Genomic DNA, 14,627 nt, shown 5'->3' with positions numbered 1-14,627 from the left:
CGGGTTGATCACGGATGGGTGCCGGGTCGGACACCCGGGTGCTTCCGGCTCGGTGCTCCACTCCCTCGCCGTCGGCGTCATCGTGGTCGACCTGCAGCGGGCCGCGTTCATCGACCGCGTGATCGCCGACCCGGCCGCCATCACGATGGAGGAGGTCGAGGCCAGTGACGCCCTCTACGCCCTCACCGGCATGGCGGAGCTCGGCCGCGCTCGGGGCTGGTCACGCTCTGGTGGGCGCTCTGGCTGATCGGCAACTGGGTGGCGCTCGTGGCCGGGCGGCTGTTCTTCAACGCCGAAGAGCTGGAGTCCATGGCGTCGGCGGCCAGGTTCGACGTGCTGAGCTGCGCGCTGATGCTGGTGGCGGCGGTGCCGGCGGCCCTGGTGGTCCTGCGGATCAGCAACGCGCAGGAGGCGCGGCGCCCCGCCGCTCCGGTGTCGCCCTTCGAGAGCCCGGCCGTCTAGCGGAAGGCGGCCAAGGGGATCGACACCCAGGTGGGGCGGTTGCGGGCCTCGTACACGACCTCGTAGACCGCCTTCGACAGTTCGAACGCGCGCAGCAGCGCCGTGTCGGCGGGGGTGATGACGCCTCCGCCCTCGGCGTAGCCCTCAAGGAACGCGGCCCTGTTGCGCTTGGCCCACTCCTCGGCCATCGGCTCCAGGCGGGCCGCCTCGGAGTGGTCCGCCAGCAGGTGCCTGGCCGCGTAGTCGAACGAGCGCAGCATGCCGGCCACGTCGCGCAGCGGCGAGGAGAGCGCGCGGCGCTCGGCCAGCGGCTGGCCGGGCTCGCCCTCGAAGTCGAGCACCACCCAGTCGGTGGTGGTGCGCATGACCTGGCCCAGGTGGTAGTCGCCGTGCACCCGCTGGACGCGTACCTCGGTGGTCAGCTCCTCGGCCCGGTGGTAGGCGAGCTCCAGGGCGGGCACGTGCTCGCGCAGTTCGGGGACCTCGCCCACGGCGCGGCCGAGCTGGCGCCTGAAGTCCTCGGCCATCCGCTTGATCTCGTGCGGCTCCATCACCTCCGTGCCGAACGCCTCGCGCAGCTCGTGGTGGACGCGGGCGGTGGCCGCGCCGAGCCGGCCCGCCTCTGCGGCGAAGTCGCCGCCCGCCTCAGCGGCGGGGAGGCCGGGCAGCGAGTTGTAGAGGTCGCGCACGCTGGTGAGCGCCAGGTCCCAGCCGTCGGTGGAGTTCGACAGGAACTCCTGCATGATCGCCAGCGTGGTCGGGGTCTCGTCGAGGTCGGTCTCGATCCACCCGTACGGCTGCGCGATGTGCGGCGCCTGCCTGATCGCGAGCGCGGTGACGATCTCCAGCTCCGGGTTGACGCCGGGGACGAGCCGGCGGAAGAGCTTGCAGATGTACTTCTCGCCGAACACCAGCGAGGTGTTGGACTGCTCGGCCCCCAGCACCAGGCTGCGCTGGTTGGTGTCGATCTCGACGCCGGGCAGGTGGTGGAACCGCACGCCCGCCCGGCCCGAGCCGGCCGCCATCGACTCCAGGATCCAGCGGGTCAGCTCGTGGTCGTGGACGGCGTCGTACACCACGCATTCCCCGTCGTCCGCCGCGTACGGCCCGATGAAGGCGTGGGTGAGGGTGTCGGGGAGCTCCCTGCGCAGGCCGAGCAGGAGCTGGTAGCGCTCGCGGGACCCCTCCTGCCACACCGACACGATCAGGTGGCGCAGGCTCGGGTCGCCCGCCTCGATGACGACGTCGGAGTCGATCGACAGCGAGTCGATCGGGCGCCCCTTGCCGCCGAACCAGCGTTGGCGTGCGATCCATGCGGCAAGGAGCTCCTCCAGCACGTCCTACTCCTCCTGGGTGTGGGCCGGCGGCAAAGTGAACCAGTAGAACCCATGCCCAGGGAGCGTCAAAAGATACGGAAGTTCGCCAATCGGTGGAAATGGCACGCCACCCATGGTCTCCACGGGTGAGACGCCCACGAACCTGCGCAGGTCCAGCTCCACCGGCTGCGGGAAGCGGGACAGGTTGTTCACGCAGAGCATGCGGTCGTCGCCCAGCTCGCGGACGAACGCCAGCACGCTCGGGTTGGAGGAGTTGAGCTCGATGAACTCGCCGAGCCCGAACACCGGGTGGCGCTTGCGGATCTCGATCATCCGGCGGGTCCAGTGGAGCAGCGAGCCGGCGTTCTTCTGCTGGGCCTCGACGTTGAGCCCCTGGTAGCCGTAGATCGGGTCCATGATCACCGGCAGGTAGAGGCGGCCGGGGTCGCAGTCGGAGAAGCCCGCGTTGCGGTCCGGGTCCCACTGCATGGGGGTGCGGACGCCGTCGCGGTCGCCGAGCCAGATGTTGTCGCCCATGCCGATCTCGTCGCCGTAGTAGAGCACCGGCGAGCCGGGCAGCGAGAGCAGCAGGGCGGTGAACAGCTCGATCTGGTTGCGGTCGTTCTCCAGCAGGGGCGCCAGCCGGCGGCGGATGCCGACGTTCGCCCGCATACGGGGGTCTTTGGCGTATTCGGTATACATATAGTCGCGTTCTTCGTCCGTGACCATTTCGAGGGTCAGCTCGTCGTGGTTGCGGAGGAAGATTCCCCACTGGCAGTTTTCCGGAATTTTCGGCGTTTGTGCCAAAATTTCGGAAATGGGGTAACGGGACTCCCGGCGGACCGCCATGAAAATGCGGGGCATCAGCGGGAAATGGAAAGCCATGTGGCATTCGTCCCCGCCGCCCACCGGGTCGCCGAAATACTCCACCACGTCCGAAGGCCACTGGTTGGCCTCGGCCAGCAGCACCCGGTCCGGGTAGAGCCTGTCGACCTCGGCCCGCACCCGCTTGAGGTATTCGTGCGTCTTCGGGAGGTTCTCGCAGTTGGTGCCCTCCTCCTCGAAGAGGTACGGCACCGCGTCCAGCCGGAACCCGTCGATGCCCAGGTCGAGCCAGAAGCGCAGCACCTCCAGCATCGCGTCCTGCACCGCGGGGTTCTCGTAGTTGAGGTCCGGCTGGTGATGGAAGAACCGGTGCCAGTAGTACTGCCCGCGCACCTGGTCATACGTCCAGTTGGACGTCTCGGTGTCGATGAAGATGATGCGGGCGTCGGGGTAGCGCGTGTCGGTGTCGGACCAGACGTAGAAGTCGCCGAACGGCCCCTCCGGGTCGTGGCGGGACGCCTGGAACCACGGGTGGGCGTCGCTGGTGTGGTTCATCACCAGGTCGGCGATGACCCGCATGCCGCGCTTGTGCGCCTCTTCGACCAGCCGTACGAAGTCGCCGAGGTCACCGAACTCCGGGAGGATCTTCATGAAGTCGGCGATGTCGTAGCCGCCGTCGCGCAGCGGTGACTCGTACAGCGGGAGCAGCCAGAGGCAGTCGACGCCGAGCCACTGCAGGTAGTCGAGTTTGCCGATGAGGCCGCGGATGTCGCCCGTGCCGTCGCCGTTGGAGTCGGCGAACCCTCTGATCAGCACCTCGTAGAAGACGGCACGCCGGTACCAGTAGGGGTCGCGTGGTTTCTCGTCGTCGAAGGTGTTGGGAATGGGTGTGGAGCTCATGAGCTCTCCTCTCGGGTGCTCATGAGGGAGGCGCTTGCACACACTGTTGAAGACTCCCCGCTGAATTCAGCTCTACCGTGGCGACGCTCGTACGGTGAGAAGGTGGGCCGGCTGGATGTGAGGGTCGAGACGCACGTAGTTGTTCTGTCTCCAACGGTACGACTCGCCAGAAAACTCGTCGTCCACCACGAACTCGGCGTTCCAGTCGAGCCCGAGGGCGGGCAGGTCGAGGTCTACCGTGGCCTCGTGCGTATGGTGCGGATCGAGGTTGATCACCGCTATGACGACGTCGCCCAGTCCGTGCCGTCGTGTGGCCGCGTCGTAGGCGCCGGGCAGCCGTTTGGAGAAGCAGATGATGTCCGGCTGGTCGACCCGGTGGAACCGTAGGTTACGCAATTCCTGCAGGGCCGGGTGGGCCCTTCTGAAGAGATTCAGGTGGGTGATGAAGGGCGCCAGGCTGCGGCCATCCCGCTCCGCGGTCACCCAGTCACGCGGCCGGTACTGGTACTTCTCGCTGTCGAGATACTCCTCGCTGCCGGGACGTACCGGCACGTTCTCCGCGAGTTCGTAGCCCGAGTACACCCCCCACGTCGGCGAGGCCGTCGCCGCCAGCACGGCCCTGATCTTGAACGCCGGGACCCCGCCGTGCTGCAGGTACTCGTGCAGGATGTCCGGCGTGTTGACGAACAGGTTGGGCCGCAGGAAGTGGGACGTGGCGTGGGACAGCTCCGCCAGGTAGTCCTCGACGTCCCACTTGGAGTTCTTCCAGGTGTAGTACGTGTACGACTGGTGGAAGCCGATCTTGCCCAGCGCGTGCAGCATCGGCGGCCGGGTGAACGCCTCCGACAGGAACAGCACGTCAGGGTCGGTGGCGTGGATGTCGGCCATGAGGCGCTCCCAGAACGCCACCGGCTTGGTGTGCGGGTTGTCCACCCGGAAGATCCGCACGCCGTGGTCCATCCAGTGGCGCAGCACCCGCTTGATCTCCGCGTACAGGCCCTCGGGGTCCTTGTCGAAGTTGAGCGGGTAGATGTCCTGATACTTCTTGGGCGGGTTCTCGGCGTACGCGATCGTGCCGTCGGCCCGGACGGTGAACCACTCCGGGTGCTCCTTGACCCACGGATGGTCGGGGGAGCACTGCAGCGCGAAGTCGAGCGCCACCTCCATGCCCAGCTCGCGGGTGCGGCCGACGAAGTCGTCGAAGTCGTCGATGGTGCCCAGGTCGGGGTGGACGGCGTCGTGCCCGCCGTCCTCCGAGCCGATCGCCCACGGTGAGCCGGGGTCGTCGGGCTCGGGGTTGAGCGTGTTGTTGCGTCCCTTGCGGAAGGTGTGGCCGATCGGGTGGATCGGGGGCAGGTAGACGACGTCGAAGCCCATCTTGGCGATGGCGGGCAGTCGCTTGGCCGCAGTCTGGAAATTTCCGGACTTGGAGGCGCCGACGCCGTTGACCACGGCCCCCTCCGACCGCGGGAAGAACTCGTACCAGGAGCCGTAGAGCGCCCGACGCCTGGACACCCGCACCTTCTGCTGCCTGGACCTGGTGACCAGCTCGCGCAGCGGGTGGGCCGCCAGCAGCGAGGCCGTCTCGGGCAGTTGCGCGATCGACAGACGGGCCCGCGGGTCGAGGTCCTCGTCGCGCAGCCTCGCCGCGACGCCGAGCAGCGCGGCCCGGTGGCCGCAGGCGCTCTCGCCGTTGGCGCCGTCGGGAGCCGGGCAGTCGGCCTGCCGCACGGCCCTGGCCGCGCGCTCGAACAGGCGCGCGCCCTCCTCGCACATGAGATCGGTGTCGAGCCCGCGCGGGATCTTGATGTCGGCGTCGTGCAGCCAGCTGGCGATGGGGTCGCTCCACGCCTCCACGCGGTAGAGCCAGTCGCCCTCGCTCGGCAGGCAGACCTCCACGGCCCACCGGTCGGTGCCGGGGGCGGTCTCGCGCATCGGTCTCAGCCTGCCCCGCTGCCCGTCCGGCGCGGTGAGAACCACTCCGGCGGCCACGGCGTCATGGCCCTCCCGGAACACGGTCGCGGAGACCTCGAAGGTCTCGCCGGCGACCGCCTTGGCGGGCCACTGCCCGCAGTCGACGACGGGGGAGATGTCCGTGATGGGAATTCGTCCGATCATCGCATTTCAAGGTTTGCGACGGCACTCGGTACCGCCGGAGGCTTTCCTGGCAGGATCGATCCTTGCACGTGAATTGCGGGCAGCGGTGGATAGAACTCCCGAGTGTCCCCGGGAGAACCTGACATGGGGGAAAGTTGCCCCAAAAGTCTCCCTTCATGCTTCATCTCGGAAGGGGTTTGAAAGCCGGGACTGGGGGTGAAGGAACCAGACGTTCCTCCTAGCCCGTAGGGTTCACATTGTGAGAGCTATCCGCCGGTTCACCGTCCGGACCGTCCTGCCCGCGGAGCTGGCCGCACTCGGCGAGCTCGTCCACAATCTGCGCTGGTCATGGCACCCAGAGACGATGGATCTCTTCGCCGAGGTCGACCCCGTCCTCTGGGAGCGGGTCGGCCACGACCCGGTCGCGCTGCTGGGCGCCGTGGGGCCCGACCGGCTGGCCGAACTGGCCGCCGACCGCCGCTTCCGCCGGCGGCTCGCCGACGCCGCGGACGACCTGCGCGAGTACATGACCGCGCCGCGGTGGTACCAGACGCTGCCCGACGCCGCGCGGGCCATCGCCTACTTCTCACCCGAGTACGGCATCGCCGCCGCGCTGCCGCAGTACTCGGGCGGCCTCGGCATCCTGGCGGGCGACCACCTCAAGGCGGCCAGCGACCTCGGCGTGCCGATCCTGGCCGTGGGCCTGCTCTACCGCCACGGCTACTTCACGCAGTCGCTCTCGCCCGAGGGCTGGCAGCTGGAGCACTACCCGTCGCTCGACGCCGGGGGCCTGCCGCTGAGCCTGCTCAAGGAGCCCGGCGGCGCGCCGGTCAAGATCCGCATCTCGCTGCCCGACGACCGGGTGCTGCACGCCCAGGTCTGGATGGCGCAGGTCGGGCGGGTCCCGCTGCTGCTGCTCGACTCCGACGTGGCCGAGAACGACAGCGCCGCCCGCGACGTCACCGACCGGCTCTACGGCGGCGGCACCGACCACCGGCTGATGCAGGAGCTCCTGCTCGGCGTGGGCGGGGTGCGCGCCATCCGGGCCTTCTGCCGCATCACCGGCAACCCCGACCCCGAGGTGTTCCACACCAACGAGGGCCACGCGGGCTTCCTCGGCCTGGAGCGCATCCGCGAGCTGACCGAGTCCAGGCTCTCCTTCGACGAGGCGCTGGAGGCGGTGCGGGCCGGGACGGTGTTCACCACCCACACCCCGGTGCCCGCGGGCATCGACCGGTTCCCCGTCGACATGATCGCCCGCCAGTTCGGCGGCGGCAACGCCTGGCCGACCGTGCCCGTCGAGCGCATTCTCGAACTCGGCGCCGAGGCCGATCCCGGCCGGTTCAACATGGCCGTCATGGGCATGCGGCTGGCCCAGCGCGTCAACGGCGTGTCCGAGCTGCACGGCGAGGTCAGCCGGGACATGTTCAAGGACCTGTGGCCCGGCTTCGACGTCGACGAGGTGCCGATCGGCTCGATCACCAACGGCGTCCACGCGCCCACCTGGGTCGGCCGCGAGTTCATGGAGCTGGCCGGCCGCGAGCTGCCGTCGCTGCTGGAGCGGGCGCGCGGCTGGGAGGGCGTGCAGAAGATCTCCGACGCGGAGATCTGGGAGATCAGGCGCGAGCTCCGCGGCCGCCTGGTCGAGGGCGCGCGGGCGCGGCTGCGCCGGTCGTGGCTCGACCGCGGCGCCTCGCCGGCCGAGCTGGGCTGGATCGACGACGTGCTCGACCCCGAGGTGCTGACGATCGGGTTCGCCCGGCGGGTGCCGTCCTACAAGCGGCTCACGCTCATGCTCAGCGACCCCGAGCGGCTGAGCGAGCTGCTGCTCGACCCGGACAAGCCGGTGCAGATCCTGATCGCGGGCAAGGCCCACCCGGCCGACGAGGGCGGCAAGAAGCTCATCCAGCAGATCGTCAAGTTCGCCGACCGCGCCGACGTCCGCCATCGCATCGTCTTCCTGCCCGACTACGACATGGCCCTGGCCCAGCTGCTGGTGCAGGGCTGCGACGTGTGGCTCAACAACCCGCTGCGCCCGCTGGAGGCGTCCGGCACGTCCGGCATGAAGTCGGCGCTCAACGGCGGACTCAACCTGTCCATCCGCGACGGCTGGTGGGACGAGTGGTACGACGGCACCAACGGCTGGGCCATCCCCACCGCCGACGGGGTGACCGACCCCGACCGGCGTGACGAGCTGGAGGCCACCGCGCTCTACGACCTCATCGAGCACGAGGTGGCCGACCGCTTCTACGACCGGGCCGCCGACGGGCTGCCCCGCCGCTGGATGGAGATGGTCAAGCACACCCTGACCTCGCTCGGGCCCAAGGTGCTCGCCGGGCGGATGCTCCGCGACTACGTGGTGGGCCTCTACACGCCCGCCGCCAGGGCCGCGCGGGCGCTGTCGGCCGACGGGTACGCTCCCGCGCGGGCCTTCGCCGACTGGCGGCTCAAGGTCACCAAGGAGTGGCCGGGCGTGCGCGTCGAGCACGTGGAGGCGTCGGGCGTCGGAGACACGCCGGAGGTCGGGGCCTCGCTGGAGCTGCGGGCCACGATCACGCTCGGCGACCTGGAGCCCGGCGACGTGCTGGTGGAGGCCGCCTACGGCAGGGTCGGCCCGCACGACGAGCTGATCCATCCCGAGTACGCCGAGCTGACCGCGGCCGGGGTCGACGACGACGGCCGCGCCCACTTCACCGGGGTGGTCCCGCTCGGCCGCACCGGCGCCTTCGGCTACACCGTCCGGGTCGTGCCGCACCACCCGCTGGTGGCCGCGCGGGCCGAGCTGGGGCTGATCGCCGTGCCCGAGGAGCCGGTCGGCATGACCAACGGCACCCTGCGCTGATTACGCGGTGTAGAAATCAGGTCAACCAACGGCATAATCAGGTCTGTGGACGACAGCGGCAACGGCATGCGAGCCGACACCCTGGTGGCCACGGTTCGTGGTGTGCTGCCGTCCCTGACGCCCGCTGCCCGCACCGTCGCCCAGCTGATCCTCGAGGACCCGGCGACGGTGGCCCGCAGCACGATCACGGAGCTGTCGGCCGCGTCGGGCACGAGCGAGGCGACGATCGTGCGCACCGCCAGGCTGCTCGGCTTCGCGGGCTACCCGCAGCTGCGCCTGGCGCTGGCCGCGGCCGCCGCCCAGCCCGACCGGCTGGTGCCCGGCGACCTGGCCCCCGACGACCCGCTGTCGGAGGTCATCCAGAAGGTCGCCAGGGCCGAGTCGGAGGCGATCAACGACACGGTCGCCCAGCTCACCTCCGAGCGGCTCGGCCTGGTCGTCGACGCCATCGTCGGCGCCCGCCGCATCGACGCTTACGGAGTGGGCGCCTCCGGCCTGGTGGCCGAGGACGTCGCGCAGAAGCTGCTGCGCATCGGCCTGTCCAGCCACGCCTTCCAGGACGCCCATCTGGCGCTGACCAGCGCGGTGCTGCTCAAGGACGGCGACGTGGCGATCGGCATCAGCACCTCGGGCGAGACGCCCGACGTGATCGAGCCGCTGCGCCGGGCGGGGGAGGCCGGCGCGACCACGGTCGCCATCACCAACAACCCCCGCTCGTCCATCGCGGAGCTGGCCGAGCACGTGCTCATCTCGGCCGGGCGCGAGACGGAGTTCCGTCCCGGCGCCCTGGCCAGCCGCATCAGCCAGCTTCTCGTCGTCGACTGCGTCTTCGTCGGCGTCGCCCAGCGCACCTACGACTCCTCGCAGGAGGCGCTGGCCAGCACCAGGCGCGCCGTCTCGGAGTTCACCCGGAGAACGTCACCCGCACGTCGTCAGCCTTGACGAACATGATCCGGTGCCCGAACTGGATCTGCAGATACTTCGTCTTGCCCCGGACCACCTGGTGGTTCGCCGGGTCGAAGGTGACGGCCCGGTAATACTCGGTCGCCGCCGTCCCGGCCAGTGTGTATTTCTCGCCCGCCGAGAACGTGTACTGCAACGGCGTGACCGCCTGGTACGGGACGCCCTCGGGGTAGGCGGCCTCCTCCGGGTAGGCCCTGCCGTACACCGGCACCGTCGCCAGGCCCGGCCTGGGCGTGACCACGAGCCCCATCGACGGCACGGCGGTCGGCGCGGACGCCGGGTTGTGGAACCACGCCTTCTGGCCGAGATACCAGATCGCCGTCCAGTCGCCCTGCCGGTCGGCCACCGCGTACCGCTGGCCGGTGCTGGCCCGCGCGCTGTGGTCGTACACGCTGTAGAGGGACTCGCCCGTGGGGTGCTTGCCGATGTCCTTCACCAGCGGCGCGTCCTCGCGCGGCTCGGTGCGCAGCCAGACGGTGTGCGCGGGCAGCGGCGGGCAGGCGGCCTCCGGGTTCTGCCGGTCGCAGCCGTAGAAGTACGGCTTGTTGTTCTCGAAGTCGGGCCTGATCATGACCGCGCCGGAGCGGGGGCCGCCGAACGGGTGCAGCGGGGCGCCGAGCAGCTTGAAGTAGTGCGCCCAGTCCCAGAACGGCCCGGGGTCCTCGTGCATGCCGCGCACCGTGGTCGGGAGCGTGCCGGGCACGTTGTCGTGGCCGATGATGTGCGCCCGGTCGAGCGGCACGCCGTGCCGGAGCGCCAGGTAGCGCACCAGTTTGGCCGACGTCCGGTACATCGCCTCGGTGTACCAGGTGTGGCCCTCGGCCAGGAAGCCCTCGTGCTCCAGCCCGATCGACTTGGCGTTGATGTACCAGTTGCCGGCCTGCCAGGCGACGTCCTTGGCCTTGATGTGCTGGGCGATGTGCCCGTCGGAGGAGCGGAGCGAGTACTGCCAGCTCGCCCGGTAGGCCGGGTTCTGCACCAGTCCGACGGAGGGGCCGAAGTAGCCCTCCATGTCATGGATGACGATGTAGTCGATCTTCTGGGAGCTGGGGCGGTTCGCCAGGTCGTGGTTGCCGTAGCCGCCGCCGGGCAGCTCGGCGTAGCCGGCCGGGATCCACTCGCACGACACCGTGCTCGGGCACTCCACGCCGTCGCGGCGCGGCGCGCGCAGCCCCAGCTTCTCCAGCCACGCCACGACCTTGCCCAGGTTCGGGACGGGGCTGAGCCTGACCCGGTGGCCGTCGTCGGTGACCCGCTCCTCACCGGACTTGATCGTGGCGAAGACCTCGTCGGCGAAGAACCGGGCGGCCTCCTGCTGCTCGGCGCCCGAGTACTTGGCGACCGCGCCGTACCACTGGCCGGGGTCGTCGCTGAGCGGCGCGCCGATCGACTTCTGGTAGTCGGCCAGCAGCGCGGCGCCGCCCCTGATGTTGGCGGCCGGGTCGGCGCGCAGCCGCTCGCGGCTCTCTCCGGTCAGCTCGGCCGCCCGCTCCAGGGTGCGCAGCGCGGCGGGGATCTCGGCGGGCCCGGGCGCCTCGGCCGCCGGGACGGCGGGCCTGCTGTCGTCGCCGCGCGGGTCCTCCTCGTCCTGACCGTGGTGGTTGGAGCCGGTGTACGAGGCCGCGTCGGTCAGGTGCATGGGGCCGAAGCCCGCGTTGTTGCTGGGCGTCCCGGCGTGGGCGTCCCAGCGCGACTCCAGGTAGGAGACGCCGAGCAGCACGCTCTCGGGGACCTGGAACTCCTCGGCCGCCGCCGCGAAGGCCTGCTGCCGGTCGTCGGGCTCGGCGGCCGACGCGGCCGTGACGTGGGCTAAGGGCAGGATGGCGACCGCCGCGATCGCCAGCGCTCTGCGCATGTACCGCTCCTTGCTGGGGGCTGTCAGAACGGAGTCAGCGTCTCAACATTTTCCTTCTCTGGCGAGAGCTTTGCGAAGAAATTCTTCATCGACTGGGTCCCCGGACAGACCTGCCGGAACCGGCGAAAAGGCAGCCGGTAGGGTTCGCTCCATGGCTGAGTTCGTAAGCGTCGAGGTGGCCGACCAGATCGCCACGATCAGACTCGACCGTCCGAAGATGAACGCCCTCGACGCCCAGGTCCAGCGGGAGATCGCCGAAGCGGCCCGTCTCGTGGACGACGATCCCGGGGTGCACGCCGTGGTGATCTACGGCGGCGAGCGGGTGTTCGCCGCGGGCGCGGACATCAAGGAGATGGCGGTCATGTCGTACGCCGACATGTACGCGCACTCGCGCGCCCTGCAGGACAGCCTCACCGCCGTCGCCCGCATCGGCAAGCCGGTCATCGCCGCCATCACCGGCTACGCGCTCGGCGGCGGCTGCGAGCTCGCCCTGTGCGCCGACTTCCGGGTCGCCGGGGAGTCCGCCAAGCTGGGCCAGCCTGAGATCCAGCTCGGCATCATCCCCGGCGCCGGCGGCACCCAGAGGCTGCCGCGTCTGATCGGCCCGGCCCGCGCCAAGGACCTCATCTTCAGCGGCCGTCACGTGCCCGCCGCCGAGGCGCTGGCCATCGGCCTGGTCGACCGGGTCGTGCCCGACGCCGAGGTCTACCAGGCCGCGCGCGAGTGGGCCGCGACCTTCACCGGCGGGCCCGCGATCGCGCTGCGGGCCGCCAAGCTGGCCGTCGACCGGGGGATGGAGGTGGACCTCGACTCCGGCCTGGAGATCGAGAGGCTCCAGTTCTCCGGCATCTTCGCGACGGAGGACGCGAAGACCGGCATGACAGCCTTCACCGAGAAGTCCACCCCCGAGTTCACCGGCCGCTAGCGCCTCGCGGTCGCCAGCAGGGCCTGGTAGGCGGGCTTGGGCCGCAGGTTCTCGTCGAGGATGCAGGCCGCGCCCTCGCCGTCGAACCAGCCGGGCACCCACGAGTGCCGGTCGGTGTAGCCCCAGACGGTGAACTCGCGGCAGGCCTTGACGCTCAGGCAGTCGGTCAGCGCCCTGCTGTAGTACTCGGCCTGGGTGGCGAGCTTCTCGGGCGTGACGGGCAGCACCATCCGCACGTCCATCTCGGTGACCGCGATCTCCAGGCCGAGGGCGGCGAAGCGCCGCATGACGTCGGCCCAGTCACCGGGGTAGTCGTACTGGATGCCCAGGTGACCCTGGAAGCCCATGCCGTCGATCGGCACCCGCTGCGCCTGCAGCTCCTGGACGATGCTCAGGTAGCGGTCGATCTTGCTCTGGTTCCACTCGACGTTGTAGTCGTTCAGGTAGAGCTTGGCGCGCGGGTCGGCGGCGCGGGCCCAGCGGAAGGCGTCGGCGATGTAGCCGGGGCCGAGGTGCTGCAGCCAGATGGTCTGCCGCATGTTGCCGTCGTCGTCGACGGCCTCGTTCACCACGTCCCAGGCCCTGATCTTGCCCTTGTAGCGGCGGACCTGGGTCTGGACGTGCTCGCGCAGGATCTTCCTGAGCTCGGCGGGGCCGATGGAGCCGTCCGCCACGCCGCTGGTCAGCCAGCCGGGGAGCTGGTTGTGCCAGATCAGCGTGTGGCCGCGCACCTGCTGGCCGTTGCGGCGCGCGTTCGCGACCACCGCGTCCGCGTCGTCCCAGGTGTAGACGCCGCGCTCGGGCTCCACGCTCTCCCACTTCATCGCGTTCTCGGCGGTGAGGTGGGTGAACTCGCGGTTGAGCACGTGCCGGTAGTCGGCCTCGGCACGCAGCGCGGCGACGTCCACGGCGCTGCCGATCCTGATGCCGTGCTTGCGCGCCAGGTCGCGCAGGTCCTTGACGCGGTGGTGGTTCTTCGCGGCGTCCTGGCCGGGGGGCGCGGCGGACGCGGGGAGTGCGAACGCGGGCACGGCGAGCGCCAGCGTGAGCGCGACGATCAGGGGTCTCATCGATGGCCTCCGACGACGATGGTGGTGAGGGCGCGCGGCGGGAGCGTGACGCTCCCGCCGGTGATCTTGCTGGGGGCGAGGTCGTGCGTGCTGTCGGTCAGGTACGCGGTCGCCCGGCCGCGCACGCCGTGCCAGGTGACCGGCTCGGCGCCGGTGTTGATCACTTCGATGACCGTGGACCCGTCACGGTTGCGGAAGGCCGACGCCTTGAGCGCCGGGTTCGCGGTGGTGGCGTCGAGCCGGACCGCGCCGGGCCTGATGAACCTGCCGTAGGCCGCCAGCGCCCAGAACCGCTTGGCCACCCGGTAGGTCCCGGCCGCGTCGTCGATCTGCATCAGCGCCCTGGTCGCGCCGCGGGAGGCGCCGAACCAGTAGACGTAGGCGTTGGCCCGGCCCAGCGTCAGCGCGTCGTGCACGGCCAGGGCGATGGTCATGCCGTCGTAGCCGCTGCCGTCGTCCCAGTTCTCGTTCCAGGTGGTGCCGTTGGGGTTCCACTCCGACATCCACACCTGGCGGCGGGTGGGCAGCGGGCCGTCCACGGGGCTCGCGTACGTGTGACCGGTGTGGACCTTGACCCAGCGGCGGGCCTCGGGGTCCGCCTCGACGGCCCGGGTGTAGGCGCGCGCCTCGTCCCAGCCGAAGGAGTCGCAGCAGACCACGTTCATGCCCTTGGCGATCGGGCCCAGGACCTTGACGAACGCGGCGGCCTGTTCCGGGGTGAACCGCATGGAGGCGTACGGGGCCGTGTAGTCGGGCTCGTTGGTGAACGCCAGGTCGGTGATCCGGATGCCCTCCTTCTTGTAGAAGTCGGTGTAGGCGACGAGGTAGCGGGCGTAGGCCTCGGCCCACTCCGGCTTGAGCGTGCCGCCGTTCTTGTCGTCGCCGTTGTCCTTCATGTAGCCGGGGGCGCTCCAGGCGTTGGCGTAGAAGCGCTCGACGCCGTACCGCCGCGCCTCCTTGGCGACCCACACCTGGCTGTTGTCGTCGCCGTCCCACACGTACCGGGGGCGCGCGTCCGGCCCGCCCGGGTCCTCGGGCTGGTGGGAGACCATGTGGTCGTACGGGCTGCCGGCCGGGGAGGAGCCGATGCCCAGGCGCAGGATGCTCAGCCCGGCCCCCTCGCGCGGGTCGAACCACAGGTCGAGGATCTCGCGTCGCTGTTCGGGGGACAGCGCTTCCAGCAGCTCGTTGCGCCTGAAGGCCTGGGAGAGGCCGAACCCGTCGATGTTCTGGTGGCGGACGTGCTCCCGGACGGTGACGGCCGGGGGGTCCCCGTGCGGCGCGGGGTTCACGGCGGTGAAGCCGAGCAGGGTGACCGCGACAACGCCTCGTAACATGGCGCCTCCGAAACTTTTCGGAAAAGTGACGATAT

11 protein-coding genes are annotated in these 14,627 nt (G+C 70.2%); 5 read left to right on the top strand and 6 right to left on the bottom strand.

Annotation, left to right across the window (positions count from 1 at the left end):
* Nucleotides 1-52 precede the first annotated feature (52 nt).
* Nucleotides 53-247: a hypothetical protein gene (locus ACIBF7_RS32220; RefSeq protein WP_364230963.1), complete on the top strand. Its 195-nt coding sequence runs from the start codon at nucleotides 53-55 to the stop codon at nucleotides 245-247.
* A complete protein-coding gene (locus tag ACIBF7_RS32215; protein ID WP_148029428.1) occupies nucleotides 217-462 on the top strand; it encodes a DUF4328 domain-containing protein in 246 nt (81 codons plus the stop codon). The genes ACIBF7_RS32220 and ACIBF7_RS32215 overlap by 31 nt, the downstream gene beginning before the upstream one ends.
* Here the strand turns inward: ACIBF7_RS32215 and ACIBF7_RS32210 are convergent.
* From ACIBF7_RS32210 to ACIBF7_RS32200, 3 genes are all read right to left on the bottom strand, one after another.
* Nucleotides 459-1,799, bottom strand: a complete 1,341-nt coding sequence (locus tag ACIBF7_RS32210) for a phosphotransferase (RefSeq protein WP_397198825.1) — start codon at nucleotides 1,797-1,799, stop codon at nucleotides 459-461. The two genes, ACIBF7_RS32215 and ACIBF7_RS32210, sit on opposite strands and share 4 nt — an antisense overlap.
* A gap of 3 nt (nucleotides 1,800-1,802) precedes the next feature.
* Complete coding sequence (gene treS / locus ACIBF7_RS32205) at nucleotides 1,803-3,503, bottom strand: maltose alpha-D-glucosyltransferase (RefSeq protein WP_148029430.1); 1,701 nt, start codon at nucleotides 3,501-3,503, stop codon at nucleotides 1,803-1,805.
* A gap of 72 nt (nucleotides 3,504-3,575) precedes the next feature.
* Nucleotides 3,576-5,621 carry an alpha-1,4-glucan--maltose-1-phosphate maltosyltransferase gene (locus ACIBF7_RS32200; protein WP_397198824.1) on the bottom strand — a complete coding sequence of 682 codons (2,046 nt, stop codon included), beginning with the start codon at nucleotides 5,619-5,621 and terminating at the stop codon, nucleotides 3,576-3,578.
* A gap of 238 nt (nucleotides 5,622-5,859) precedes the next feature.
* Here ACIBF7_RS32200 and glgP point away from each other — a divergent pair, with 238 nt between their 5' ends.
* Complete coding sequence (glgP, locus tag ACIBF7_RS32195; RefSeq protein WP_397198823.1) at nucleotides 5,860-8,442, top strand: alpha-glucan family phosphorylase; 2,583 nt, start codon at nucleotides 5,860-5,862, stop codon at nucleotides 8,440-8,442.
* A 45-nt stretch (nucleotides 8,443-8,487) separates the two neighbouring features.
* Nucleotides 8,488-9,384, top strand: a complete 897-nt coding sequence (locus ACIBF7_RS32190) for a MurR/RpiR family transcriptional regulator (protein WP_148029433.1) — start codon at nucleotides 8,488-8,490, stop codon at nucleotides 9,382-9,384.
* On the opposite strand, the gene ACIBF7_RS32185 is transcribed toward ACIBF7_RS32190, so the two are convergent.
* Entirely contained in the window at nucleotides 9,347-11,260 is a 1,914-nt protein-coding gene (locus ACIBF7_RS32185; protein ID WP_364230969.1) for an N-acetylmuramoyl-L-alanine amidase, read from the bottom strand. The two genes, ACIBF7_RS32190 and ACIBF7_RS32185, sit on opposite strands and share 38 nt — an antisense overlap.
* A 151-nt stretch (nucleotides 11,261-11,411) precedes the next feature.
* Here ACIBF7_RS32185 and ACIBF7_RS32180 point away from each other — a divergent pair, with 151 nt between their 5' ends.
* A complete protein-coding gene (locus tag ACIBF7_RS32180; protein ID WP_271276447.1) occupies nucleotides 11,412-12,185 on the top strand; it encodes an enoyl-CoA hydratase/isomerase family protein in 774 nt (257 codons plus the stop codon).
* Here the strand turns inward: ACIBF7_RS32180 and ACIBF7_RS32175 are convergent.
* Together ACIBF7_RS32175 and ACIBF7_RS32170 are read right to left on the bottom strand one after the other, a co-directional pair.
* Nucleotides 12,182-13,255, bottom strand: a complete 1,074-nt coding sequence (locus tag ACIBF7_RS32175; RefSeq protein ID WP_364230972.1) for an endo-1,4-beta-xylanase — start codon at nucleotides 13,253-13,255, stop codon at nucleotides 12,182-12,184. The two genes, ACIBF7_RS32180 and ACIBF7_RS32175, sit on opposite strands and share 4 nt — an antisense overlap.
* Nucleotides 13,252-14,592 (bottom strand): glycoside hydrolase, encoded by a 1,341-nt coding sequence (locus tag ACIBF7_RS32170; RefSeq protein ID WP_364230974.1) that lies wholly within the window; start codon nucleotides 14,590-14,592, stop codon nucleotides 13,252-13,254. Before ACIBF7_RS32170 ends, ACIBF7_RS32175 begins: the two co-directional genes overlap by 4 nt.
* Nucleotides 14,593-14,627 lie beyond the last annotated feature (35 nt).

The sequence above is a fragment of the Nonomuraea sp. NPDC050478 genome (genome assembly GCF_044458265.1).
Taxonomy (GTDB): Bacteria; Actinomycetota; Actinomycetes; order Streptosporangiales; family Streptosporangiaceae; genus Nonomuraea; species Nonomuraea ferruginea.
The sequence above is the reverse complement of the archived record's forward strand: the minus strand, read 5'-3'. Positions and strand labels throughout refer to the sequence as shown.

Excerpts from the sequence above, each read along its gene's own strand:
- ACIBF7_RS32185 (WP_364230969.1), bottom strand. The coding sequence starts at position 11,260 with ATGCGCAGAGCGCTGGCGATCGCGGCGGTCGCCATCCTGCCCTTAGCC.
- ACIBF7_RS32170 (WP_364230974.1), bottom strand. The coding sequence starts at position 14,592 with ATGTTACGAGGCGTTGTCGCGGTCACCCTGCTCGGCTTCACCGCCGTG.
- ACIBF7_RS32200 (WP_397198824.1), bottom strand. The coding sequence starts at position 5,621 with ATGATCGGACGAATTCCCATCACGGACATCTCCCCCGTCGTCGACTGC.
- ACIBF7_RS32175 (WP_364230972.1), bottom strand. The coding sequence starts at position 13,255 with ATGAGACCCCTGATCGTCGCGCTCACGCTGGCGCTCGCCGTGCCCGCG.
- ACIBF7_RS32180 (WP_271276447.1), top strand. The coding sequence starts at position 11,412 with ATGGCTGAGTTCGTAAGCGTCGAGGTGGCCGACCAGATCGCCACGATC.
- treS (WP_148029430.1), bottom strand. The coding sequence starts at position 3,503 with ATGAGCTCCACACCCATTCCCAACACCTTCGACGACGAGAAACCACGC.